This is a genomic window from Escherichia sp. E10V5 (genome assembly GCF_004212315.1).
GTDB lineage: Bacteria > Pseudomonadota > Gammaproteobacteria > Enterobacterales > Enterobacteriaceae > Escherichia.
Window position 1 is genome coordinate 116057 of record NZ_RHJM01000013.1, and the last position, 24934, is coordinate 140990.

24 protein-coding genes and 2 tRNA genes are annotated in these 24934 nt (G+C 52.4%); 6 read left to right on the plus strand and 20 right to left on the minus strand.

Annotated features, from left to right (window positions below):
* Window positions 1–28: 28 nt before the first annotated feature.
* Window positions 29–664 carry an NAD(P)H-binding protein gene (locus D9738_RS10565; protein ID WP_000084526.1) on the minus strand — a complete coding sequence of 212 codons (636 nt, stop codon included), beginning with the start codon at window positions 662–664 and terminating at the stop codon, window positions 29–31.
* 127 nt (window positions 665–791) lie between these two features.
* Between D9738_RS10565 and yhbO the strand changes: the two genes are divergently transcribed.
* Window positions 792–1310: a protein/nucleic acid deglycase gene (gene yhbO / locus D9738_RS10570; RefSeq protein ID WP_000037608.1), complete on the plus strand. Its 519-nt coding sequence runs from the start codon at window positions 792–794 to the stop codon at window positions 1308–1310.
* Here yhbO and D9738_RS10575 read toward each other — a convergent pair.
* The gene (locus D9738_RS10575) at window positions 1290–1733 is read right to left on the minus strand and encodes a YhbP family protein (protein ID WP_130204618.1); all 444 of its coding nucleotides are present in this window, start codon (window positions 1731–1733) and stop codon (window positions 1290–1292) included. The genes yhbO and D9738_RS10575 overlap by 21 nt on opposite strands.
* Window positions 1734–1783: 50 nt before the next feature.
* On the opposite strand from D9738_RS10575, the gene yhbQ reads away from it, so the two are divergent.
* Window positions 1784–2086: a DNA damage response exodeoxyribonuclease YhbQ gene (gene yhbQ / locus D9738_RS10580; protein ID WP_130204616.1), complete on the plus strand. Its 303-nt coding sequence runs from the start codon at window positions 1784–1786 to the stop codon at window positions 2084–2086.
* Here the strand turns inward: yhbQ and D9738_RS10585 are convergent.
* Window positions 2073–2576 carry an N-acetyltransferase gene (locus tag D9738_RS10585; protein WP_000908553.1) on the minus strand — a complete coding sequence of 168 codons (504 nt, stop codon included), beginning with the start codon at window positions 2574–2576 and terminating at the stop codon, window positions 2073–2075. The genes yhbQ and D9738_RS10585 overlap by 14 nt on opposite strands.
* Window positions 2570–3094 carry an SCP2 domain-containing protein gene (locus tag D9738_RS10590; RefSeq protein WP_046081285.1) on the minus strand — a complete coding sequence of 175 codons (525 nt, stop codon included), beginning with the start codon at window positions 3092–3094 and terminating at the stop codon, window positions 2570–2572. Before D9738_RS10590 ends, D9738_RS10585 begins: the two co-directional genes overlap by 7 nt.
* A gap of 208 nt (window positions 3095–3302) precedes the next feature.
* Between D9738_RS10590 and D9738_RS10595 the strand changes: the two genes are divergently transcribed.
* From D9738_RS10595 to D9738_RS10605, 3 genes are all read left to right on the plus strand, one after another.
* On the plus strand, window positions 3303–4298 hold the full coding sequence (locus D9738_RS10595; RefSeq protein WP_059270998.1) for a peptidase U32 family protein: 996 nt from the start codon (window positions 3303–3305) through the stop codon (window positions 4296–4298).
* 8 nt (window positions 4299–4306) lie between these two features.
* Complete coding sequence (locus tag D9738_RS10600) at window positions 4307–5185, plus strand: U32 family peptidase (RefSeq protein WP_001298329.1); 879 nt, start codon at window positions 4307–4309, stop codon at window positions 5183–5185.
* 80 nt (window positions 5186–5265) lie between these two features.
* Window positions 5266–6273 carry a luciferase-like monooxygenase gene (locus tag D9738_RS10605; protein ID WP_130260166.1) on the plus strand — a complete coding sequence of 336 codons (1008 nt, stop codon included), beginning with the start codon at window positions 5266–5268 and terminating at the stop codon, window positions 6271–6273.
* 117 nt (window positions 6274–6390) lie between these two features.
* Here D9738_RS10605 and mtr read toward each other — a convergent pair whose 3' ends face one another.
* From mtr to D9738_RS10670, 12 genes are all read right to left on the minus strand, one after another.
* The gene (gene mtr, locus D9738_RS10610; protein ID WP_130204608.1) at window positions 6391–7635 is read right to left on the minus strand and encodes a tryptophan permease; all 1245 of its coding nucleotides are present in this window, start codon (window positions 7633–7635) and stop codon (window positions 6391–6393) included.
* Window positions 7636–7788: 153 nt separating this feature from the next.
* Entirely contained in the window at window positions 7789–9657 is a 1869-nt protein-coding gene (gene deaD / locus D9738_RS10615) for an ATP-dependent RNA helicase DeaD (RefSeq protein ID WP_130260167.1), read from the minus strand.
* Window positions 9650–9730, minus strand: coding sequence for a protein YrbN (gene yrbN / locus D9738_RS10620; RefSeq protein ID WP_010723222.1), 81 nt, complete (start codon window positions 9728–9730; stop codon window positions 9650–9652). The genes deaD and yrbN overlap by 8 nt, the downstream gene beginning before the upstream one ends.
* 106 nt (window positions 9731–9836) lie before the next feature.
* The gene (gene nlpI, locus D9738_RS10625; protein WP_000802080.1) at window positions 9837–10721 is read right to left on the minus strand and encodes a lipoprotein NlpI; all 885 of its coding nucleotides are present in this window, start codon (window positions 10719–10721) and stop codon (window positions 9837–9839) included.
* A gap of 108 nt (window positions 10722–10829) precedes the next feature.
* On the minus strand, window positions 10830–12965 hold the full coding sequence (pnp, locus tag D9738_RS10630) for a polyribonucleotide nucleotidyltransferase (protein WP_130260168.1): 2136 nt from the start codon (window positions 12963–12965) through the stop codon (window positions 10830–10832).
* 244 nt (window positions 12966–13209) lie between these two features.
* Window positions 13210–13479 (minus strand): 30S ribosomal protein S15, encoded by a 270-nt coding sequence (gene rpsO / locus D9738_RS10640; RefSeq protein WP_000059470.1) that lies wholly within the window; start codon window positions 13477–13479, stop codon window positions 13210–13212.
* A 148-nt stretch (window positions 13480–13627) separates the two neighbouring features.
* On the minus strand, window positions 13628–14572 hold the full coding sequence (gene truB / locus D9738_RS10645; RefSeq protein WP_130204602.1) for a tRNA pseudouridine(55) synthase TruB: 945 nt from the start codon (window positions 14570–14572) through the stop codon (window positions 13628–13630).
* Window positions 14572–14973: a 30S ribosome-binding factor RbfA gene (rbfA, locus tag D9738_RS10650; RefSeq protein WP_001040205.1), complete on the minus strand. Its 402-nt coding sequence runs from the start codon at window positions 14971–14973 to the stop codon at window positions 14572–14574. Before rbfA ends, truB begins: the two co-directional genes overlap by 1 nt.
* Before the next feature lie 163 nt (window positions 14974–15136).
* On the minus strand, window positions 15137–17809 hold the full coding sequence (infB, locus tag D9738_RS10655; protein ID WP_130260169.1) for a translation initiation factor IF-2: 2673 nt from the start codon (window positions 17807–17809) through the stop codon (window positions 15137–15139).
* A gap of 24 nt (window positions 17810–17833) precedes the next feature.
* On the minus strand, window positions 17834–19321 hold the full coding sequence (gene nusA / locus D9738_RS10660; RefSeq protein WP_130204598.1) for a transcription termination factor NusA: 1488 nt from the start codon (window positions 19319–19321) through the stop codon (window positions 17834–17836).
* Between the two features lie 27 nt (window positions 19322–19348).
* The gene (rimP, locus tag D9738_RS10665; RefSeq protein ID WP_001300397.1) at window positions 19349–19801 is read right to left on the minus strand and encodes a ribosome maturation factor RimP; all 453 of its coding nucleotides are present in this window, start codon (window positions 19799–19801) and stop codon (window positions 19349–19351) included.
* A 206-nt stretch (window positions 19802–20007) separates the two neighbouring features.
* A tRNA-Met gene (locus D9738_RS10670) sits at window positions 20008–20084 on the minus strand.
* A gap of 347 nt (window positions 20085–20431) precedes the next feature.
* On the opposite strand from D9738_RS10670, the gene argG reads away from it, so the two are divergent.
* On the plus strand, window positions 20432–21775 hold the full coding sequence (gene argG / locus D9738_RS10675; protein ID WP_130260170.1) for an argininosuccinate synthase: 1344 nt from the start codon (window positions 20432–20434) through the stop codon (window positions 21773–21775).
* A gap of 275 nt (window positions 21776–22050) precedes the next feature.
* On the opposite strand, the gene D9738_RS10680 is transcribed toward argG, so the two are convergent.
* The 4 genes from D9738_RS10680 to folP form a co-directional block, all read right to left on the minus strand.
* Window positions 22051–22137: transfer RNA gene (locus D9738_RS10680), tRNA-Leu, on the minus strand.
* A gap of 14 nt (window positions 22138–22151) precedes the next feature.
* Complete coding sequence (gene secG, locus D9738_RS10685; RefSeq protein WP_001295556.1) at window positions 22152–22484, minus strand: preprotein translocase subunit SecG; 333 nt, start codon at window positions 22482–22484, stop codon at window positions 22152–22154.
* Between the two features lie 227 nt (window positions 22485–22711).
* Window positions 22712–24049 (minus strand): phosphoglucosamine mutase, encoded by a 1338-nt coding sequence (gene glmM / locus D9738_RS10690; RefSeq protein WP_000071137.1) that lies wholly within the window; start codon window positions 24047–24049, stop codon window positions 22712–22714.
* Window positions 24042–24890: a dihydropteroate synthase gene (gene folP, locus D9738_RS10695; RefSeq protein WP_115204343.1), complete on the minus strand. Its 849-nt coding sequence runs from the start codon at window positions 24888–24890 to the stop codon at window positions 24042–24044. Before folP ends, glmM begins: the two co-directional genes overlap by 8 nt.
* Between the last annotated feature and the right edge of the window lie 44 nt (window positions 24891–24934).

Consider the following 24934-nt stretch of genomic DNA (forward strand, 5'->3'; position numbering starts at 1 on the left):
TACGCTCGCTATCAATTCTTGGGAATAATTATTCAGCTCTTTTGCGTAATTCTGAAGAGCTTAAAATGGTCACACCTTCATGCTCTGGCCGCATCGCCTCTGCCAGCATGACCCGCGCCACGTCTCTCGCATCAATGGATTTCCAGTTACCGGGTAACAAACGGAACAGCGGCGCAAAAAGCGTTTCGTTCATTCGCTGTTTGCTACGGTCACCCAGCAACATCGACGGGCGAGCGATGGTTAGTTTCGGCCAGTTCTGGGCAATTAAGGCTTCTTCCATCTCCCCTTTGACGCGGTTATAGAAAAACGGCGAGTGGGCATTGGCACCCATAGCACTAACCACCAGCATATGCTGAGCGCCCAGTCGCCGCCCGGTTAATGCGGTGTCCACAACCAGCGTGTAATCGGCATGAATAAACGCCTCTTTGCTCCCCGCTTCTCGCCGCGTGGTGCCGAGACAACAAAACACAATGTCGATGGGATCGGTGACCTGCGCCAGCGCGTCGGTCAGTTGCGGATCATGGGGATTAAACACGCCAGGCATATCGCCCAACGGGCGTCGCGTCGGCGCGGCTATGGCGTTAACTTTCGGTTCATTAATCAACATCCGCAGCAGGTGACCGCCCACCAGCCCCGTTGCGCCTGTAATCAGTACCTGACTCATCTTCGCTCCTTTACAGAATTGTCCGCCTTGCGCTCCCTGGTACATGCACCAGGCTTAATAGTCTACGAGGTAATTATCCCCGATCGTGAGAAATTCGCCTCATCCAATGCAACAACGCGGAGGAAACATGAGTAAGAAGATTGCCGTTTTAATCACTGATGAATTTGAGGATTCAGAATTTACTTCACCTGCTGACGAGTTCCGTAAAGCCGGACACGAAGTGATTACCATTGAAAAACAAGCGGGTAAAACGGTGAAAGGCAAAAAAGGAGAAGCCAGCGTCACCATCGATAAATCCATCGATGAAGTGACGCCAGCAGAGTTTGATGCCCTGCTGCTACCAGGCGGTCATTCACCGGATTATCTGCGTGGCGACAACCGTTTTGTCACCTTCACCCGTGATTTTGTGAATAGCGGCAAACCGGTTTTCGCCATCTGTCACGGCCCGCAGCTGCTGATCAGCGCCGATGTGATTCGGGGGCGCAAACTGACCGCCGTTAAACCGATCATTATTGATGTTAAAAACGCGGGCGCGGAATTTTACGATCAGGAAGTGGTGGTCGATAAAGATCAGCTGGTTACCAGCCGAACACCGGACGATTTGCCAGCGTTTAACCGCGAGGCGTTACGCCTGCTCGGTGCCTGAATTACGTAGCCAAATCATTTTTTTACCAAAGCCCAGCGTATTGTCGGTGAATTTGATTTCATCGAGCCGGATTTCCCACACCGGCGCCGACAGCATTCGGGCAACCGGAAAGCGACGATTGTACGCCTTGCGCGCGTGGTCGCTTTCCTCACCTTCCAGCCTGCGGATCTCGCCTTTAAACTGCACGCCACGGATTAACGCTACCGTTTTCGGCTGCCCGTTTACCGTTCCGGCAACCGCCGCCTGCGGCCCGCTCATCTGCGCGTGGCGCGTTTTTTCTTCCGTCAAAATGTAGAAGGCAACTTTCTGCGCATCAAAAAGATAAAAGGCATTAGCGCACCAGAGTTCCCCTTCCTGCTGCACACACCAGGTGACAACATGTTGTTTTGCCAGCCAACGGCTGATGGCGGTGAGTGTTTCCATTGCTGTTCTCTTTTATACTGTGGGCCAGACCTTAACATGTGACGCAGACGATGACACCCTGGTTTCTTTACTTGATCCGTACCGCCGACAATAAGCTTTATACCGGGATCACCACGGATGTCGAACGCCGCTATCAGCAACATCAGAGCGGCAAAGGGGCAAAAGCACTGCGTGGGAAAGGTGAACTAACGCTGGCGTTTTCCGCGCCAGTGGGTGACCGTTCGCTGGCACTACGGGCGGAATATCGCGTTAAGCAACTGACCAAACGGCAAAAAGAGCGTCTGGTAGCGGAAGGCGCAGGGTTTGCAGAGTTATTAAGGAGTCTGCAAACCCCGGAGATTAAAAGCGATTGAAGTGATCGTGATACTCAACCAGCCCGGTTACGCCATTCAGCGCGTCATCCGCTAAACGATGTACCTGGAAGGCGCTTTCAGTGCCCGGCCAGCGGCAACGCAGATCGTGATGCGCAGCCAGCTCAAAGCCGAAACGACTGTACAGCGCAGGATCGCCCAGCGTCACCACTGCGGCATAGCCGAACTCATTAAGCGAATCGAGTCCTTCATAGACCAGTTGGCGTGCCAGCCCCTGTCCACGGTATTTTTCATCAACCGCCAACGGAGCCATGCCGACCCATTGCAGGTCTTCGCCCTGCACATCAACCGGACTGAATGCCACATAGCCAATGACCTGACCTTCGTCATCTGTCGCCACCAGGCCCAGCGTCAGAAAGCCATCTTCACGCAGATCGTGAACCAGCTTCGCTTCCGCATCGCTTTCGAATGAACGACGCAGCAGGGCATCAATACCCGGCGCATCAATGGGAATTTCTACTCGAATTAGCATGGTTCACCTACCGATGTCTGTTTGGTTTCAGGCGCGGTTTTCATTCCCGCCTCAACAAAATCCGCCAGTTGCAGCAGCATCATACGTAAGGCTTTCGGCATCTGCTCCAGTTCAATGGCGTCCATCAGGTTTTTCACATACAGCCCCAGCTCCGTATCGCCTTCAATCATCAGCCGACGCTGGAAGAAGAGCGTGTCTGGATCTTGTTTACGCGCCGCAATCATCAGCAGATCGCTGGCGTCGGCACTAAAACTCACATCAGCTTGCGCGTTCTGGCTGACAACCAGTTTGCCATTCACCACCGAGGTAAACCATTGCAGGTCAATATCACGCACATGAATACTTAACCAGCGGCCTTCAAGAAACTCCAGCTCGCCGTCGTCCAGCGCCTGACGGAATTGCCAGCTTAAGACCTGCTCAAGAACCTGGCGTTTAAGCGCAAATGGCGTCAGTTTTACCGGTACACTCAACAGAGATGGCCCCAAATGCACAATGCGGGAACGCAGTTTATCCAACACGAGTTTTACTCCCTGCTTCAACAATCATCCTATTTTGCCATATTGGAAAAATAACATGGCGGTATAAATCAACAATTCCATATGAAATTGCTGCTACCACCAATACAACTTTAACTGCCTTAAATCAAAAATTGTCGCAGCAGGGTTAACTAAAATCCCAGTTCGTTAACATTTTTGCGCTTTGACTGCGCAACCTTCAGGAAAAATTATGGAGCTGCTCTGCCCTGCCGGAAATCTCCCGGCGCTTAAGGCGGCCATCGAAAACGGCGCAGATGCTGTTTATATCGGGCTAAAAGATGATACTAATGCCCGTCACTTCGCCGGCCTTAACTTTACCGAGAAAAAATTGCAGGAAGCGGTGAGTTTTGTTCATCAACATCACCGCAAACTTCACATCGCAATTAACACTTTTGCGCATCCGGACGGTTACGCCCGTTGGCAGCGCGCCGTGGATATGGCGGCGCAGCTGGGTGCCGACGCGCTGATCCTCGCCGACCTCGCCATGCTGGAGTACGCCGCCGAGCGATACCCGCATATTGAGCGTCATGTGTCAGTGCAGGCTTCGGCAACCAATGAAGAGGCGATTAACTTCTATCATCGCCATTTTGACGTTGCCCGCGTGGTGCTACCGCGCGTGTTGTCGATTCATCAGGTGAAACAACTGGCGCGGGTTACCCCTGTACCGCTGGAAGTGTTCGCTTTCGGCAGCCTGTGCATTATGTCGGAAGGCCGTTGCTATCTGTCGTCGTATCTGACGGGGGAATCGCCCAACACCGTGGGCGCGTGTTCTCCGGCCCGCTTCGTGCGCTGGCAACAAACGCCGCAGGGGCTGGAATCCCGCCTGAACGAAGTGCTGATCGACCGTTATCAGGACGGCGAAAACGCAGGTTATCCGACGCTGTGTAAAGGGCGTTATCTGGTGGACGGCGAGCGTTATCACGCGCTTGAAGAACCAACCAGTCTCAATACCCTGGAACTGCTGCCGGAGTTAATGGCGGCAAATATTGCTTCGGTGAAAATTGAAGGCCGCCAGCGTAGCCCGGCGTATGTCAGCCAGGTGGCGAAAGTCTGGCGTCAGGCTATCGACCGTTGTAAGGCCGATCCGCAAAACTTCGTACCGCAAAGCGCGTGGATGGAGACGCTCGGGTCGATGTCCGAAGGCACGCAGACCACCCTTGGCGCATATCACCGTAAATGGCAGTGAGAAAAGCAATGAAATATTCCTTAGGGCCAGTGCTGTGGTACTGGCCAAAAGAGACGCTGGAAGAATTTTATCAGCAGGCCGCCGCCAGCAGCGCCGACGTGATTTATCTTGGTGAAGCGGTATGCAGCAAGCGCCGGGCAACCAAAGTTGGCGACTGGCTGGAGATGGCAAAATCGCTCGCCGGAAGTGGCAAGCAGATTGTGCTCTCCACGCTGGCGCTGGTGCAGGCATCCTCCGAACTGGGCGAACTGAAACGCTATGTTGAGAACGGTGAGTTTCTGATTGAAGCCAGCGATCTCGGCGTGGTGAATATGTGCGCTGAGCGCAAACTGCCGTTCGTCGCCGGGCATGCGCTGAACTGCTACAACGCGGTGACGCTGAAAATATTGCTTAAACAGGGCATGATGCGCTGGTGTATGCCGGTGGAACTTTCCCGCGACTGGCTGGTGAATCTGCTTAATCAGTGCGATGAACTGGGCATTCGCAACCAGTTTGAAGTGGAAGTCTTGAGCTACGGTCATCTGCCACTGGCCTACTCCGCCCGCTGCTTTACCGCGCGTTCGGAAGACCGCCCGAAAGATGAGTGTGAAACCTGCTGCATTAAGTATCCGAACGGGCGCAACGTGCTGTCGCAGGAAAACCAACAAGTGTTTGTACTCAACGGCATTCAGACCATGAGCGGCTACGTTTACAACCTCGGTAACGAGCTGGCATCCATGCAGGGATTGGTTGATGTGGTCCGCCTGTCACCGCAGGGTACTGACACTTTCGCGATGCTCGACGCCTTCCGCGCCAATGAAAATGGCGCTGCGCCACTGCCGTTGACGGCAAACAGCGACTGTAACGGCTACTGGAGACGGCTGGCCGGGCTGGAGCTGCAAGCGTAAGTAAATAGCTCACTTTGTTAACAAGTTTAACTACTCTTTAATGCAGTATTAAAGATTAATCGGTAACAAAGTGAGCTGTTATGACTGATAAAACCATTCCGTTTTCGCTACTCGATCTGGCCCCCATCCCCAAAGGTTCTTCAGCACGAGAAGCGTTCTCCCACTCTCTCGACCTCGCTCGTCTGGCTGAAAAGCGCGGCTATCATCGCTACTGGCTGGCGGAACACCACAATATGACCGGCATTGCCAGTGCTGCAACGTCGGTATTGATTGGCTATCTGGCGGCGAATACCACCACGCTGCATCTGGGTTCCGGCGGCGTGATGTTGCCTAACCACTCACCGTTGGTCATTGCCGAACAGTTCGGCACGCTTAATACACTCTATCCGGGGCGAATCGATTTAGGGCTGGGACGTGCTCCAGGTAGCGATCAACGAACCATGATGGCGCTACGTCGTCATATGAGCGGCGATATTGATAATTTCCCCCGCGATGTCGCGGAGCTGGTGGACTGGTTTGACGCCCGCGATCCCAATCCGCATGTGCGCCCAGTACCGGGCTATGGCGAGAAAATCCCGGTGTGGTTGCTAGGCTCCAGCCTTTACAGTGCACAACTGGCAGCGCAGCTTGGTCTGCCGTTCGCGTTTGCCTCACACTTCGCGCCGGATATGCTGTTCCAGGCGCTGCATCTTTATCGCAGCAACTTCAAACCATCGGCACGGCTGGAAAAACCGTACGCGATGGTGTGCATCAATATTATCGCTGCCGACAGCAACCGCGATGCCGAATTCCTGTTTACCTCGATGCAGCAAGCCTTTGTGAAGCTGCGCCGCGGCGAAACCGGGCAACTGCCGCCACCGATTCAAAATATGGATCAGTTCTGGTCGCCATCCGAGCAGTATGGCGTGCAGCAGGCACTGAGTATGTCGTTGGTAGGTGATAAAGCGAAAGTGCGTCATGGCTTGCAGTCGATCCTGCGCGAAACCGACGCTGATGAGATTATGGTTAACGGGCAGATTTTCGACCACCAGGCGCGGCTGCATTCGTTTGAGCTGGCGATGGATGTGAAGGAAGAGTTGTTGGGATAGTGTGTTTTAACGCGGGAAGCCTTATCCGAGCTGGCAACGCTGTCCTACGTAGGCCTGATAAGCGAAGCACATCAGGCATTGTGTAGGCAGCAGACATGTCGGATAAGGCACCGCTGATTACTGATACACCGGCAGCAAATTAAAGCTCGATAAAATATGGATCAATGCGTTACCAACGCCAAACACCAGAATCAGCACAATCATCGGTTTGCCGCCCCAGACGCGGAATTTCGGGCTGCCAAAGCGTTTACGCGATGCGCGGGCCAACAGCGCCGGAACAATTGCCGCCCAGATGGTAGCCGCTAAACCGGCATAACCAATGGCGTACAGGAATCCGTTCGGGAACAGCAGACCACCCACGACAGGCGGGGCAAAGGTCAGCAATGCTGTTTTCAAACGGCCCATAGCCGAGTCGTCGAAACCAAACAGATCTGCCAGATAGTCAAACAAACCCAGCGTTACGCCAAGGAACGAACTCGCTACCGCAAAGTTTGAGAACACGACCAGCAGAAGGTCCAGGCTACGGCTGTTCAGCACGCCGCTTAATGCCTGTACCAGCACATCAATATTACCGCCCTTCTCGGCGATGCCGATAAACTCCGGACGAGGGATGTTACCCATCGTCGCCAGCAACCAGATGGTATACAGCGCCAGCGCCATCAGCGTACCGTACACCAGGCATTTCACGATGGTTTTCGGATCTTTGCCGTAATACTTCATCAGGCTCGGCACGTTACCGTGATAACCAAACGACGCCAGGCAGAACGGCAGGGTCATCAGCAAATACGGCGCATAAGACGCATTGCTTTCGGCGACGTTGAACAATGTCGCAGGCTGTACATGCCCCAGCAGGCTACCGAAGGTGAGGAAGAAGGTAATGACTTTCGCCCCCAGCACAATCGCCGTCATCCGGCTGACCGCTTTGGTGCTCAACCACACCACAAACGCCACCAACAGTGCAAAACCAAAACCCGCCGCGCGTGCCGGGACGTTCAGCGACATCTCCGCGAAGGTGTGATGCAGAATCGAACCACTGGCAGAAATATAGGCATAGGTCAGGATATAGAGCACAAAGGCAATGGAAATGCCGTTGACCACGTTCCAGCCTTTGCCCAGCAAATCTTTGGTGATGGTGTCAAAACTCGAACCGATCCGGTAATTCAGGTTAGCTTCCAGAATCATCAATCCGGAATGCAGCATGCAGAACCAAGTGAAGATCAGCGCCGCCATTGACCAGAAGAACCACGCACCGGACATGACCACTGGCAGAGAAAACATCCCTGCGCCAATAATGGTGCCGCCGATAATCACCACGCCGCCAAGCAGCGACGGTGACGTTTGGGTGGTGGTTAGTGTTGCCATGAGGGCTTCTCTCCAGTGAAAAATAGTGCGACTGCGTTGTTATGCATTGCACTGTACCAGTACATGAGTACAAAAGACAGAAAAAAAGCCCCGATTGTTAAAATCGGGGCTGTATATATTATTTTACAGACTGTGTTCGCTGTTCAGCGATGATTACGCATCGCCACCGAAACGACGACGACCGGTAGAGTCATCACGACGCGGTGCGCGGCCTTCACGACGTTCACCGCTAAAACGGCGACCATCACCACGACCACCTTCACGGCGTTCACCGCTGAAGTTACGACCGCCTTCACGACCACCGCCACGACGCTCACCGCCAGTATGCGGCTGTGCATCGCCCAGTAACTGCATGTTCATCGGCTTGTTGAGAATGCGAGTGCGCGTAAAGTGTTGCAGCACTTCACCCGGCATACCTTTCGGCAGTTCGATGGTGGAGTGAGAAGCAAACAGCTTGATGTTACCGATGTAACGGCTGCTGATGTCGCCTTCGTTAGCAATCGCGCCAACGATATGACGAACTTCAACACCATCATCACGGCCCACTTCAATGCGGTACAGCTGCATATCGCCAACGTCACGACGTTCACGACGCGGACGATCTTCACGGTCGCCGCGCGGGCCACGGTCGTTACGATCGCGCGGACCACGATCATCACGGTCACGGAATTCACGTTTCGGACGCATCGGCGCATCTGGCGGAACAATCAGAGTACGTTCACCCTGTGCCATTTTCAGCAGTGCGGCTGCCAGAGTTTCGAGATCCAGCTCTTCACCTTCTGCAGTCGGCTGAATTTTGCTCAGCAGTGCGCGGTATTGATCCAGATCGCTGCTTTCCAGCTGCTGCTGTACTTTAGCGGCGAATTTTTCCAGACGGCGTTTGCCCAGCAGTTCTGCGTTCGGCAGTTCTACTTCCGGAATAGTCAGCTTCATAGTACGTTCAATGTTGCGCAGCAGACGACGCTCGCGGTTCTCAACGAACAGCAGCGCGCGGCCAGCACGACCCGCACGACCGGTACGACCGATACGGTGAACGTAAGACTCAGAATCCATCGGGATATCGTAGTTAACCACCAGGCTGATACGCTCAACGTCCAGGCCACGGGCCGCAACGTCGGTCGCAATCAGGATGTCCAGACGACCATCTTTCAGGCGTTCCAGTGTCTGCTCACGCAGCGCCTGGTTCATGTCACCGTTCAGCGCGGCGCTGTTGTAGCCGTTACGCTCAAGAGCTTCAGCCACTTCCAGAGTCGCGTTTTTGGTACGAACGAAGATAATCGCCGCATCAAAATCTTCCGCTTCCAGGAAACGTACCAGTGCTTCGTTTTTACGCATGCCCCAGACAGTCCAGTAGCTCTGGCTGATGTCAGGACGGGTCGTTACGCTGGACTGAATGCGCACTTCCTGCGGCTCTTTCATAAAGCGGCGGGTAATGCGACGAATCGCTTCCGGCATGGTTGCAGAGAACAGAGCGGTCTGATGACCTTCCGGGATCTGCGCCATAATGGTTTCAACGTCTTCGATGAAGCCCATGCGCAGCATTTCGTCAGCTTCATCCAGAACCAGACCGCTCAGTTTAGAGAGGTCCAGAGTGCCACGTTTCAGGTGGTCCAGCAGACGGCCCGGAGTACCGACAACGATCTGCGGCCCCTGACGCAGGGCGCGTAATTGCACGTCATAACGCTGGCCGCCGTACAGGGCAACCACGTTTACGCCGCGCATGTGTTTAGAGAAATCCGTCATTGCTTCAGCAACCTGTACCGCCAGTTCGCGGGTCGGTGCCAGCACCAGAATCTGTGGTGCTTTCAGCTCAGGATCAAGATTCTGCAGCAGAGGTAAAGAGAATGCTGCAGTTTTTCCGCTCCCCGTCTGGGCCATACCCAGAACGTCGCGGCCATTCAGCAGATGTGGAATACACTCTGCCTGAATTGGAGATGGTTTTTCGTAACCCAGATCGTTAAGGGCTTCAAGGATAGGAGCCTTCAGGCCCAGATCTGCAAAAGTGGTTTCGAATTCAGCCATGTAGTACGTGTGCCTCAAAATTAATGGCGGCCAGTCTACATAACTCATCATGAAATTGATCAGCAATTTTCATTGAAAAGTGTGAACCGGCTCAAAGTAGGTGTATTAACGAACAACAACGCCCTCACCCGTTAAGGTGATGGCAATCAAAAAAGATTACGGGCTGATGTGTACGTCAGCTATTGCTGGTCCGATTCTGCCAGGTCATCTTGGTCCTGGCCCAGGAGCGATAATTCCAACAATGCGTATCGGTGCTCAACAAAGTTATGAACGTTGTTGGCAACCGCCAGTTTGAACAGTGCCGTGGCGCTGTCCAAATCCCCCAGACTTAGGTAGTACTTACCTAAATAGAAGTTGGTTTCACTGAGATGCTCAGCGAGCGAGGTGTTATCCGTTGCGTCCGCCTTGAGCCTTTCCATTAACGTTTGTTCGCTAATGTTGCCCAAGTAGAACTCGACAATGTTCCATCCCCACTGTTCCTTGTCCGATTTTTCGAAGTGCTGTTTCAACACTTCTTTAGCCTGCTTCTCATCGAGCTTCTGCTCGGCGAGATAAAGCCACAGACTACGGAAAGGATCATTGGGATCGTCTTGATAAAACGCCAGCAGATCATCTTGCGCTAACTTGTCACGACCGCCGTAATATAATGCGATCCCGCGATTCAAGTGCGCGTAGTTGTAAGTTGGATCAAGCTCAAGTACAGAATCAAACGCTTCATAGGCAGCATCAAAATTGCCTGCCTGCGTTAAATATATGCCTAAGTAATTGAATACTTCAGGCATATCCGGTCGGATTGCCAGCGCTTGCGAAAAATCGTTACGCGCTAATGCCCTCAGACCGAGACTATCATACAACACTCCGCGCTCATATAAAAGCTGTGCGCGTTCGTCATCGGTTAAAGCCCGACTGGCAAGGATTTGTTCCATACGTGCCAGAATCACTTCCTGCTGTAAAGTCGGTTGCAATGGTACCGCGAGGACTTCACTTTTACGCCAGGAAGTATTACTGCATCCTGCAAGCGTAAGTGCTGTCGCAACGAAACACCAGCGCAAAAAAGGCTTCATTTCCCACTCCCGAAGACCACGGTTGAATGAACGTCCTGTTCCCGGTTGCTAACAAGGCGTCCTGCCCGGTTAAAAGCCCCCCGCCGCAGCGGAGGGCAAATGGCAACCTTACTCGCCCTGTTCAGCAGCCGGAGCTTCCGGTGCTGCAGCAGGTTGAGACTGCTCAGTCGCTTCTTTAATGCTCAGACGGATACGGCCCTGGCGATCAACTTCCAGAACTTTCACCGGTACTTCCTGACCCATCTGCAGGTAATCGGTCACTTTCTCAACGCGTTTGTCAGCGATTTGAGAGATGTGGACCAGACCTTCTTTACCGCCACCAATGGCAACAAATGCGCCAAAGTCAACGATACGGGTCACTTTACCATTGTAGACGCGGCCCACTTCGATTTCTGCAGTGATCTCTTCGATACGACGAATTGCGTGTTTCGCTTTCTCGCCATCGGTCGCTGCGATCTTCACAGTACCGTCATCTTCGATTTCGATGGTGGTGCCTGTTTCTTCGGTCAGAGCACGGATTACAGAACCGCCTTTACCGATAACATCTTTGATCTTGTCCGGGTTGATCTTGATGGTATGGATACGCGGTGCGAACTCAGAGATATCGCCACGCGGCGCGTTGATCGCCTGTTCCATTACACCCAAGATGTGCAGACGCGCACCTTTAGCCTGGTTCAGTGCAACCTGCATGATCTCTTTGGTGATACCTTCAATTTTGATATCCATCTGCAATGCAGAGATACCGTCGCGGGAACCCGCAACTTTGAAGTCCATATCGCCCAGGTGATCTTCGTCACCCAAAATGTCAGACAGTACAACGTAGTTGTCGCCTTCTTTCACCAGACCCATTGCGATACCCGCAACGGCAGCTTTGATCGGCACACCTGCGTCCATCAGCGCCAGAGAAGCGCCGCACACGGAAGCCATAGAAGAGGAACCGTTGGATTCGGTGATTTCAGACACAACACGTACGGTGTACGGGAATTTGTCCATATCCGGCATTACTGCCAGCACACCGCGCTTCGCCAGACGACCGTGACCAATTTCACGACGCTTCGGAGAACCGACCATGCCGGTTTCACCTACGGAGTACGGAGGGAAGTTGTAGTGGAACAGGAAGGTGTCAGTACGTTCGCCCATCAGTTCATCAAGAACTTGCGCGTCACGTGCAGTACCCAGCGTTGCGGTAACCAGCGCCTGCGTTTCACCACGGGTGAACAGCGCAGAACCGTGAGTACGCGGCAGCACGCCAGTACGCACATCCAGACCACGGATCATATCTTTTTCACGACCGTCGATACGCGGTTCGCCTGCCAGTACGCGGCTACGAACAACATTTTTCTCGATAGCGTGCAGAATTTCACCCAGTTCGTTTTCGTCCAGGGTTTCATCTTCAGCAAGCAGCGTCGCGATGGTTTCAGATTTGATGACGTCAACCTGCGCATAACGCTCTTGTTTGTCGGTGATGCGGTAAGCATCGCTCAGACGAGCTTCAGCCAGTGCAGCAACGCGCGCGTTCAGCGCTTCGTTTACCGGCTCCGGGTGCCAGTCCCAACGCGGTTTACCGGCTTCTTTCACCAGTTCATTGATGTTCTGAATAACAACCTGCTGTTGTTCATGACCGAACACTACTGCGCCCAGCATCTGGTCTTCGCTCAGCAGTTCAGCTTCAGATTCAACCATCAGTACAGCGGCTTCAGTACCCGCAACAACCAAGTCCAGTTTGCTCTCTTTCAGCTCGTCCTGAGTCGGGTTCAGTACGTACTGGTCATTGATGTAACCTACGCGGGCAGCACCAATCGGACCATTGAACGGAATACCAGACAGAGACAGTGCTGCGGAAGCACCAATCATCGCGACGATATCCGGGTTAACCTGCGGGTTAACAGAAACCACGGTGGCGATAACCTGAACTTCGTTGACGAAGCCTTCCGGGAACAGCGGGCGAATCGGGCGGTCAATCAGACGCGCGATCAGGGTTTCGCCTTCGCTTGGGCGGCCTTCACGACGGAAGAAGCTACCCGGGATACGACCAGCAGCGTAGGTACGCTCCTGATAGTTAACGGTCAGTGGGAAGAAGTCCTGACCTGGTTTGGCTTTTTTCTGGCCGACAACGGTAACAAATACCGCGGTGTCATCCATGCTAACCATAACAGCGGCAGTGGCTTGACGCGCCATCATGCCGGTTTCCAGAGTCACGGTGTGTTGGCCGTACTGGAATTTACGAACGATCGGATTAAGCAATGTAATACCCTTTTCTTTCTTAGACAGTACCTTACGGTACTGGTGTTAATACCCGATCTTCTGCGCATCCTCGCGACTAATGACAACCCTAACCCAGCCAAATGTGGGTAAAGCCTCTCATTAGCCGCGCGAACCTCTGCAACGGAAGATCATTCATAGCAACAATACATTAGTTTCCAGTGAATTGCTGCCGTCAGTTTGAAAAAAGGGGCCACTCAGGCCCCTTTTCTGAAACTCGCAAGAATTAGCGACGCAGACCCAGGCGCTCGATGAGCTGGGTGTAACGTGCTACGTCTTTACGTTTCAGGTAGTCGAGCAGTTTACGACGCTGAGAAACCATGCGCAGCAGACCACGACGGCTGTGGTGATCTTTTTTGTGCTCTGCAAAGTGGCCCTGCAGGTGGTTGATCTGTGCAGTCAGCAGTGCTACCTGAACTTCAGTAGAACCGGTGTCGTTTTCACCACGACCAAACTCAGAAACGATTTTAGCTGTTGCTTCAGTACTTAGAGACATTTTAAAACTCCAAAGTATATAGAATGAAAGGACGCCGATCTCTAATTCAGCGATCCCAGTGTACGTTACGCAAAGTGTTAAACATTTTACGCGACGTTAAGCGGCAGTATTCTACTCGTAGCGACCTGTTATCGCAAGACGGTTAACATTACGCCGGATATTCAACCACCAGGCGACGAGGCGCTACGCGGCCTTCATCGTCAATTTCACCCATACCGATAAACTTGCCATTCTCACCTTCTGTAACACGAACCAGTCCTTCCAGCGGCGCACCAGATGTACGAACTGGGTTACCATTTTTGAAGTAAACAGAAGACGTTAACGGAAGATTCACCACCGGATAGTCCGAAGCTGGACTGTCCATTGGCATCAGTAATGGATCAAGTAACTCCGCAGCCGGAATATCCTGCTGTTCAGCTTGCTCAACAAGTTCACGCAGGTGCTCCAGGGTCACCATCCGTTCAACCGGATATTTACTTACCGCCAGACGGCGCAGGTAAATAACATGCGCGCCACAGCCGAGTTTTTCCCCCAGGTCGTCAACGATAGTGCGGATATAAGTGCCTTTTGAGCAGTGAATTTCCAGCTCCAGCTCATTGCCTTCATGGCGAATAAACAGCAATTCATAAACGGTAATCGGGCGCGCTTCACGCGGAACTTCAATGCCCTGACGCGCGTATTCGTACAGTTTTTTGCCCTGATATTTCAGTGCTGAATACATCGAAGGGATCTGTTCGATATCGCCGCGGAAAGTATCCAGCGCCGCCGCCAGTTGCTCTGCACTAAAGGTTACCGGACGTTCTTCAACGATTTGTCCATCGGCGTCAGAAGTATCGGTACGCTGTCCAAGACGCGCAATCACCCGATAGCGTTTGTCGGAGTCCAGCAGATACTGGGAAAACTTCGTCGCTTCCCCGAGGCAAATCGGCAACATGCCAGTTGCCAGCGGGTCCAGCGCGCCTGTGTGTCCGGCACGGTTGGCGTTATATATACGTTTCACTTTTTGCAGCGCATCGTTGCTGGACATACCCTGCGGTTTATCCAGCAACAAAACGCCGTTAATGTCGCGACCGCGACGACGAGGACGACTCATTAGTCCTCCTTGCTGTCGTCCGGGTTAACACGACGTTCTTCGTCATGTTTGACCACGCTGGTCACCAGATTTGACATACGCATCCCTTCAACCAATGAGTTGTCGTAGAAGAAGGTCAGTTCCGGCACGATACGCAAGCGCATCGCTTTACCCAGCAGGCTGCGGATGAAACCAGAAGCTTCCTGCAACGCTTTGATGCCCGCTTTAACCGCGTCTTCATCTTTGTCGTTGAGGAACGTCACATATACTTTGGCATACGCCAGGTCACGAGACATTTCGACACCGGAAACAGTGGTCATCATGCCCAGACGAGGATCTTTAATTTCGCGCTGCAGGATGAGAGCGATCTCTTTTTGCATTTCCTGCGCTACGCGCTGCGGGCGACCAAATTCTTTCGCCATAATAAATTCTCCTGACAAAAAAGGGGCTGTTAGCCCCTTTTTAAAATTAATTTCAGGTGGAAGGGCTGTTCACGTAGGCCTGATAAGACGCGCCAGCGTCGCATCAGGCAATCCATGCCGGATGCGGCGTAAACGCCTTATCCCGCATGGAACCCTAAAAACCTTAAGCGATGGTACGTTGGATCTCGATGATTTCGAATACTTCGATCACATCGCCAGTGCGGACGTCGTTGTAGTTCTTAACGCCGATACCACATTCCATACCGTTACGGACTTCGTTAACGTCATCTTTGAAGCGGCGCAGGGACTCCAGCTCGCCTTCGTAGATAACAACGTTGTCGCGCAGAACGCGGATCGGGTTGTGACGTTTAACCACACCTTCGGTAACCATACAGCCTGCAATGGCACCAAATTTCGGCGATTTGAACACGTCACGAACTTCCGCCAGACCGATAATCTGCTGTTTCAGTTCAGGAGACAGCATACCGCTCATCGCCGCTTTCACTTCGTCGATCAGGTTATAGATGACGGAGTAGTAACGCAGATCCAGGCTTTCCGCTTCAATCACTTTACGTGCAGAGGCATCAGCACGAACGTTAAAGCCAACCAGGATGGCGTTGGACGCCGCAGCCAGGGTGGCGTCGGTTTCGGTGATACCACCTACACCAGAACCGATGATCTTCACTTTAACTTCGTCAGTAGACAGTTTCAGCAAGGAGTCGGAGATCGCTTCCACAGAACCCTGTACGTCTGCCTTCAGGACGATATTCACTTCGTGAACTTCGCCTTCGGTCATGTTGGCGAACATGTTCTCGAGTTTAGATTTCTGCTGACGAGCCAGTTTAACTTCGCGGAATTTGCCCTGACGGTACAGTGCAACTTCACGTGCTTTCTTCTCGTCACGTACAACGGTAACTTCATCACCCGCAGCCGGAACACCGGACAAGCCGAGGATTTCCACCGGAATGGACGGACCTGCTTCCAGCACTTCCTGTCCCAGTTCGTTACGCATCGCACGAACACGACCGTATTCGAAGCCACACAGAACGATATCGCCCTTGTGCAGAGTACCTTCGCGTACCAGTACAGTAGCAACCGGACCACGACCTTTATCGAGGAAGGATTCGATAACCGCACCGCTCGCCATCCCGTTACGTACGGCTTTCAGTTCCAGGACTTCAGCCTGCAGCAGGATAGCATCCAGCAGTTCATCAATACCGGTACCCGCTTTTGCAGATACGTGTACGAACTGGCTTTCGCCGCCCCACTCTTCTGGCAGGATGCCGTACTGAGAGAGTTCGTTCTTAACGCGATCCGGATCGGCTTCTGGCTTATCGATTTTGTTCACAGCAACCACCACCGGAACACCCGCCGCTTTCGCGTGCTGGATAGCTTCGATGGTCTGCGGCATTACGCCGTCGTCTGCAGCAACAACCAGGACTACGATGTCCGTTGCCTGCGCACCACGTGCACGCATTGAAGTAAACGCGGCGTGCCCCGGGGTGTCCAGGAAGGTGATCATGCCGTTTTCAGTTTCAACGTGGTATGCACCAATGTGCTGGGTAATGCCGCCCGCTTCGCCAGAGGCCACTTTCGTTGAACGAATGTAGTCCAGCAGAGAGGTTTTACCGTGGTCAACGTGACCCATGATGGTCACCACCGGCGCGCGCGGTTCAGCCGCAGCACCCGTGTCACGGTCGCTCATTACCGCCTCTTCCAGCTCGTTTTCACGACGCAGGATAACTTTGTGGCCCATCTCTTCAGCAACCAGCTGTGCGGTTTCCTGATCGATAACCTGGTTGATGGTTGCCATTGCGCCCAGTTTCATCATCGCTTTGATGACCTGAGAGCCTTTAACCGCCATCTTGTTAGCCAGTTCGCCAACGGTGATGGTTTCGCCAATCACTACATCACGGTTAACGGCCTGAGCAGGCTTCTGGAAGCCCTGCTGCAGCGAAGAACCTTTACGTTTTCCGCCTTTACCGCCACGTACCGCTGCACGCGCTTCTTCGCGATCAGCTTTTGATTCAGCGTGTTTATTGCCTTTCTTCGGACGCGCTGCTTTCGCGTTACGACCACGGCCACGGCCGCCTTCGACTTCACGATCGCTTTCGTCTTCTGCCTGACGGGCATGTTGAGAGGTAGTAACGTGATAATCGCTGGAATCTTCAGTTGGTTCCGCGTTATCAGTCCATTTATTTTCTTCCGCCATACGACGTGCTTCTTCAGCAACGCGACGTGCTTCTTCTTCGAGTTTACGACGCGCTTCTTCTTCAGCTTTACGCTTGAGCTCTGCAGCTTCCTGCTCACGGCGGGCTTTTTCAGCCTGGGCGGTTTTAGTCATATCGTCTTGTTGATTGCTCACTTTGTCTTTTTCCGCAGCTTCACGTTTCGCTTGTTCAGCGGCTTCACGTTTAGCTTGTTCTGCGGCCTCACGTTCAGCTTTTTGTTGCGCCTCGCGTTTGGCCGATTCTTCTGCCTCACGACGGGCTTGCTCTTCCGCTTCACGCTGCGCTTGCTCTTCCGCCGCAAGGCGCTCGGCCTCTTGCGGGTCACGTTTCACAAAGGTGCGTTTCTTGCGGACTTCGATTTGTACCGATTTGCTTTTTCCACCGGTACCAGGAATGTTAAGGGTGCTGCGTGTTTTACGCTGCAGCGTTAATTTGCCCGGCCCTGAATTTTTCTGGTTCAGGTGGTCAATTAAAGCCTGTTTCTCTTGTGCGGACACAGAGTCGTCAGCAGACTTCCGGATACCTGCATCAGCAAATTGCTGTACCAGGCGTTCCACGGAGGTCTGTCGCTCTGCGGCCAGCGTTTTAATCGTTACATCTGTCATGCTGTTCCTTCCTGCTACAGTTTATTACGCTTCGTCACCGAACCAGCAAATATTACGGGCAGCCATAATCAGTGCTCCGGCTTTTTCGTCGGTCAACCCTTCGATATCAGCCAGATCATCAATGCCCTGTTCGGCGAGATCTTCCAGCGTACAAACGCCACGGGCGGCCAGTTTGAATGCCAAATCACGATCTATCCCTTCAAGGTTCAGCAGATCGTCAGCCGGTTTGTTATCACCGAGGCTTTCTTCCTGGGCCTGTGCAATGGTGGCCAGTGCATTTTTAGCACGCTCACGCAGTGCTTCAACGGTCGGCTCATCAAGGCCTTCGATTTCCAACAGCTCTTTCATCGGCACATAGGCCAGTTCTTCCAACGTTGAGAAACCTTCTTCTACCAGGACAGTCGCGAAGTCTTCGTCAATGTCGAGATAACGGGTGAAGGTGTCAATCGCTGCATGCGCTTCCGCCTGATGCTTAGCCTGCAGGTCGTCAACGGTCATCACGTTGAGTTCCCAACCGCTGAGCTGCGAAGCCAGACGCACGTTCTGACCGTTACGGCCAATCGCCTGCGCCAGGTTACCGGCTTCAACGGCGATATCCATGGTGTGTTTATCTTCATCCACCACGATAGAAGCAACGTCTGCCGGTGCCATCGCATTAATCACGAACTGCGCCGGGTTATCATCCCACAGGACGATATCGATACGCTCGCCGCCCAGTTCAGTAGAAACCGCCTGAACACGCGCGCCACGCATACCTACGCAAGCACCTACCGGATCGATACGTTTATCGTTGGTTTTCACCGCGATTTTCGCACGAGAACCCGGGTCGCGAGCCGCTGCTTTAATTTCAATCACTTCTTCGCCGATTTCTGGCACTTCAATGCGGAACAGTTCGATCAGCATTTCCGGCTTGGAACGGGTAACGAACAGTTGCGCGCCACGCGCTTCCGGGCGAACGGAATAAAGCACGCCACGAACGCGGTCGCCAGGGCGGAAGTTTTCACGCGGCAGCATATCTTCGCGCAGGATCACGGCTTCAGCGTTGTTGCCCAGATCCAGAGAGATGTTGTCGCGGTTTACTTTTTTCACCACGCCGGTGATGATTTCACCTTCGTGTTCACGGAACTGATCAACCACCATCGCACGTTCGGCTTCACGCACTTTCTGCACGATAACCTGTTTTGCCGTCTGGGTGGTGATACGGTCAAAGGTAACAGACTCAATCTGATCTTCAACGTAATCGCCCAGGTTCAGGCTTTCATCTTCATAACGTGCGGCTTCAAGGGTGATTTCCTTGGTCGGCTGGGTGACTTCATCAACAACTAACCAGCGACGGAAGGTGTCAAAATCACCGCTTTTGCGATCGATCTGTACACGGACGTCGATCTCTTGTTCATATTTTTTCTTTGTTGCTGTCGCCAGCGCGCTTTCCAATGCTTCGAAAATCTTCTCGCGAGGTAGCGCCTTTTCATTGGATACGGCTTCAACTACAGCCAAAATTTCTTTGTTCATCGCGGGCTTTTCACCTCATCCAGACTATTAAAAGTGGGGAACCAGGTTCGCCTTCTGGATATTACTCAGCGCGAACACTTCATCTTTACCTTCGACGGTAACTGTGATCATTTCACCGTCTACCGCTTTGATAACGCCCTGCCATTTACGACGGTTTTGTACCGCCATACGGAGAACCAGAGTCACCTCTTCTCCGACAAAACGGGCGTAGTGTTCAGCCGTGAACAGTGGGCGATCGAGACCCGGTGAGGAGACTTCCAGGTTATAAGCAACGGTGATGGGATCTTCAACATCCAGCACAGCACTTACCTGGTGGCTCACATCAGCACAATCATCAACATTGATGCCATCTTCACTATCAATATAGATGCGCAGTGTGGATGTGCGACCGCGAATAAACTCGATGCCAACCAGCTCAAAACCCAGGGCCTCAACTGGCGCAGTAATCATCTCTGTTAATTTTTGCTCTAATGTGGACAAGCCCACCCCCAAGACATAAAAAAAGGGCCTAAAGCCCAGTTATTCTGTAGTCAGATAACAAAAAACCCCGATAAATCGGGGCTTTATATAACTGAACCCTATAACCGCAACTGCGGTCTGGAGCACTTTCCAGAAGGATTTTTTCAAATCCCACTACGAAGGCCGAAGTCTTCACAGTATATTTGAAAAAGAACTCTAAGGGAAAGTGGTTGCGGGGGCCGGATTTGAACCGACGACCTTCGGGTTATGAGCCCGACGAGCTACCAGGCTGCTCCACCCCGCGCCTGAAACGTGGCAAATTCTACTCGTTTTGGGTAAAAAATGCAAATACTGCTGGGATTTGGTGTACCGAGACGGGACGTAAAATCTGCAGGCATTATAGTGATCCGCGCCACATTTTGTCAACATTTATTGCTATTCACGTGAATGGATATCCAGTTCACTTTCATTTGTTGAATACTTTTGTCTTCTCCTGCTCTCCCTTAAGCGCATTATTTTACAAAAAACACACTAAACTCTTCCTGTCTCCGATAAAAGATGATTAAATGAAAACTCATTTATTTTGCATAAAAATTCAGTTAGAGCGGAAATCCAGGCTCATCATCAGTTAATTAAGCAGGGTGTTATTTTATGACGACGATTCTCAAGCATCTCCCGGTAGGTCAACGTATTGGTATCGCTTTTTCTGGCGGTCTGGACACCAGTGCCGCACTGCTGTGGATGCGAAAAAAGGGAGCGGTTCCTTATGCATATACTGCAAACCTGGGCCAGCCAGACGAAGAGGATTATGATGCGATCCCTCGTCGTGCCATGGAATACGGCGCGGAGAACGCTCGTCTGATCGACTGCCGCAAGCAGTTGGTCGCCGAAGGTATTGCCGCTATTCAGTGTGGCGCTTTCCATAACACTACTGGCGGCCTGACCTATTTCAACACGACGCCGCTGGGCCGCGCCGTGACCGGCACCATGCTGGTTGCTGCCATGAAAGAAGATGGCGTGAATATCTGGGGTGACGGCAGCACCTATAAAGGAAACGATATCGAACGTTTCTATCGTTACGGTCTGCTGACCAATGCTGAACTGCAGATTTACAAACCGTGGCTTGATACTGACTTTATTGATGAACTGGGCGGCCGTCATGAAATGTCTGAATTTATGATTGCCTGCGGTTTCGACTACAAAATGTCTGTCGAAAAAGCCTACTCCACGGACTCCAACATGCTTGGTGCAACGCATGAAGCGAAGGATCTGGAATACCTCAACTCCAGCGTCAAAATCGTCAACCCGATTATGGGCGTGAAGTTCTGGGATGAGAGCGTGAAGATCCCGGCAGAAGAAGTCACAGTACGCTTTGAGCAAGGTCATCCAGTGGCGCTGAACGGTAAAACCTTTAGCGACGACGTAGAAATGATGCTGGAAGCTAACCGTATCGGCGGTCGTCACGGCCTGGGCATGAGCGACCAGATTGAAAACCGTATCATCGAAGCGAAAAGCCGGGGTATTTACGAGGCTCCGGGGATGGCACTGCTACATATCGCTTATGAACGTCTGTTGACCGGTATTCACAACGAAGACACCATTGAGCAGTATCATGCTCATGGTCGTCAATTGGGCCGTCTGCTGTACCAGGGGCGTTGGTTTGACTCCCAGGCGCTGATGCTGCGTGACTCTCTGCAACGCTGGGTTGCCAGCCAGATAACAGGTGAAGTGACGCTGGAACTGCGTCGCGGGAACGACTACTCGATCCTCAATACCGTCTCTGACAACCTGACCTATAAAGCAGAGCGTTTGACCATGGAGAAAGGCGACTCTATGTTTACGGCTGAAGATCGTATTGGTCAACTGACCATGCGTAACCTGGATATTACCGATACCCGCGAGAAGCTGTTCGGTTATGCCAAAACTGGACTACTCTCCTCCTCCACCTCTTCGGGCGTGCCGCAGGTGGAGAATCAGGAAAATAAAGTTAAGTAATCTCAGAGCTTTCATGCTAAAGGCCGCCGATGCGGCCTTTTTTACGACCAATATAATGTGATCGCGCATAACGATTTAGATGTCTGTTCCAGCAAAGCTGGCCAATGTCATGAGTTGATTAATATCGCTTGTCGCATGCAAAACTGAAGCTGAACGAACTATTGCGCCGATTCGTTTGACGTTCGAAAGACTACGGAAATTGATCAAGTTGATGACATTCAGGACGGGTCATTAAAACGAAAAAAGACGCTTTTCAGCGTCTCTTTTCTGGAATTTGGTACCGAGGACGGGACTTGAACCCGTAAGCCCTATTGGGCACTACCACCTCAAGGTAGCGTGTCTACCAATTCCACCACCTCGGCACGGATACTACTTTTTAGTTCGGGATATCGCTGGTCGGCTTAGCCGGAGCAGCTGGCTGAGTTTGTTCGGTTTTCGCCGGCGCACTCAGGTTTTCCCATTCGCTACCTTTATTGGTTTTGTTGCTGTTGATGTTACCCAGCACCAGACTGATGATGAAGAATAACGTTGCCAGCAGCGCCGTCATGCGGGTCATGAAGTTACCAGAACCACTTGAACCAAACAGCGTAGCGGAAGCGCCTGCTCCGAAGGAGGCTCCCATATCAGCGCCTTTACCTTGCTGCAGCATGATCAGACCTACAAGGCCAATTGCTACAATAAGGAAAACTACTAAAAGAGCTTCGTACATAATCAACCTGTTCCTTGCGGAGTTGCCGCGTACCAATGCTTCAACCAATAAAGCGGGAGTTTTTAATCTTTCCCACTGAAGCGGGTGTGAATACTAACCAAAGCGAATGACCTTCGCAAGGGCAATTTTATTGCATTGTATCAACTGCGGAAAAAAACAGCAAAACCGATGTACTAAAGAAGAACAAAGGCGACAATCGTCGCCTTTTTAGCCAGTTAGCTATCGAATCAAACCGCTTTTACCGCGTCAGCGATGCGATGCGCAAATTCGGTTACCTGCGCTTCGTCTTCACCTTCTACCATCACGCGAATTAACGGTTCGGTGCCGGATTTACGCAACAGCACACGTCCACGGCTACCCAGCGCTGCTTCAACTTCTGCGGTCACAGCTTTGACTGATTCATGCTCAAGCGGATCGCCGCTACCTGCGGTGTAACGCACGTTAACCAGAATCTGCGGGAACATTTTCATGCCGCTGCAAAGGTCGTGCAGGCTCATATGGTTACGCGCCATCGCCGCCAGGACCTGCAAACCTGCAACAATGCCATCACCGGTGGTGGTTTTATCCAGCAGGATCACATGACCGGAGTTCTCGGCACCGATGCGCCAGCCTTTCTCCTGCATTTTTTCCAGTACGTAGCGATCGCCCACTTTCGCACGAGCAAATGGAATACCTAACTGTTTCAGCGCCAGTTCCAGCCCCATGTTGCTCATCAATGTACCCACAGCACCACCACGCAGCTGGCCCTGACGAAGACCTTCACGCGCGATGATATACATGATCTGATCGCCATCGACTTTATTGCCTTCATGGTCAACCATAATCACGCGGTCGCCGTCACCGTCAAAGGCGATACCGAGATCTGCTTTTTCAGCCAGTACGCGCGCCTGTAACGCACGAACATCAGTTGCGCCCACTTCGGCATTGATGTTTACGCCGTTCGGCTCACAACCGATAGCGATAACATTCGCTCCCAGCTCGCGCAGCACGTTCGGCGCAATGTGATAAGTCGCGCCGTTGGCGCAATCCACCACAATTTTCAGTTCGCTCAAACTAAGTTCATTCGGGAACGTGGCTTTGCAAAACTCGATATAGCGGCCCGCAGCATCAACGATACGGCTGGCTTTACCCAGTTCTGCCGAATCAACGCAGCTAATCTCTTTTTCCATTTCAGCTTCAATGGCTTCTTCAACTGCATCCGGCAGCTTGGTGCCGTCAATAGAAAAGAATTTGATCCCGTTATCATAGAATGGGTTATGTGATGCAGAAATTACAATCCCAGCTTCGGCGCGGAAGGTACGCGTCAGATAAGCCACGGCCGGTGTTGGCATTGGACCGGTAAAGAGCGCGGAAAGACCGGCAGCCGCCAGACCCGCTTCCAGCGCCGACTCCAGCATATAGCCAGAAATACGGGTGTCTTTACCAATAATAATCTTACGGGAGCCGTGGCGCGCCAGCACTTTACCCGCAGCCCACCCCAGCTTAAGCACAAAATCAGGCGTGATCGGCGCATCCCCAACACGACCACGAATCCCATCGGTACCGAAATATTTACGATTACTCATAGCGTTTGTTTTCCTTTGCAGACAGAGTGGCTTCCACCACTCGCATCGCTTCTACGGTTTCTTTGACGTCATGAACACGAATAATGTGCGCGCCTTGCATTGCGGCAATGACCGCACAGGCCAGACTACCGCTCAGGCGCTCGGACGGCCCCACGTTCAACAGCTGTCCAATCATCGATTTTCGTGACATACCCACCAACAGCGGCAGGTTGAAATGATGAAATTCAGCCAGACGCGCCAGTAATGCATAGTTGTGATGGAGATTTTTACCGAAACCGAATCCGGGGTCGAGCAACAATTTCTCTTTTGCGATACCAGCCTGTTCGCAGCGTGCTATTTGCTCAACAAAGTAGCGATTTACCTCGGCAAAGACATCGTCATACTTTGGTGCTTCCTGCATGGTCTTTGGGTTTCCCTGCATATGCATCAGGCAAACTGGCAAACCAGTTTCAGCGGCAGCTTCCAGGGCGCCGGGTTCGGAAAGGGAGCGGATATCATTAATGATGTGAGCGCCTGCTTTCGCTGACTCACGGATCACTTCTGGTTTGGATGTATCCACTGAGATCCAGACTTCAAAGCGTTGCGCAATTGCCTCAACCACAGGAATAACACGTTGCAACTCTTCTTCAACGCTCACTTCCGCAGCCCCTGGACGTGTGGACTCGCCGCCAACGTCAATGATCGTTGCGCCAGCATTGATCATCAGATTCGCATGTTTCACCGCATCAATCAGCGAATTATGCGTGCCGCCATCGGAGAAAGAATCAGGCGTGACGTTGAGGATCCCCATTACGTGAGGATGGCTAAGGTCCAGTGAAGTGCCCTGGGCAAAGAGTTTCATGGTGTTATCCCTGGTATGAATTGATAAGAAAAAACCCCGGAGCA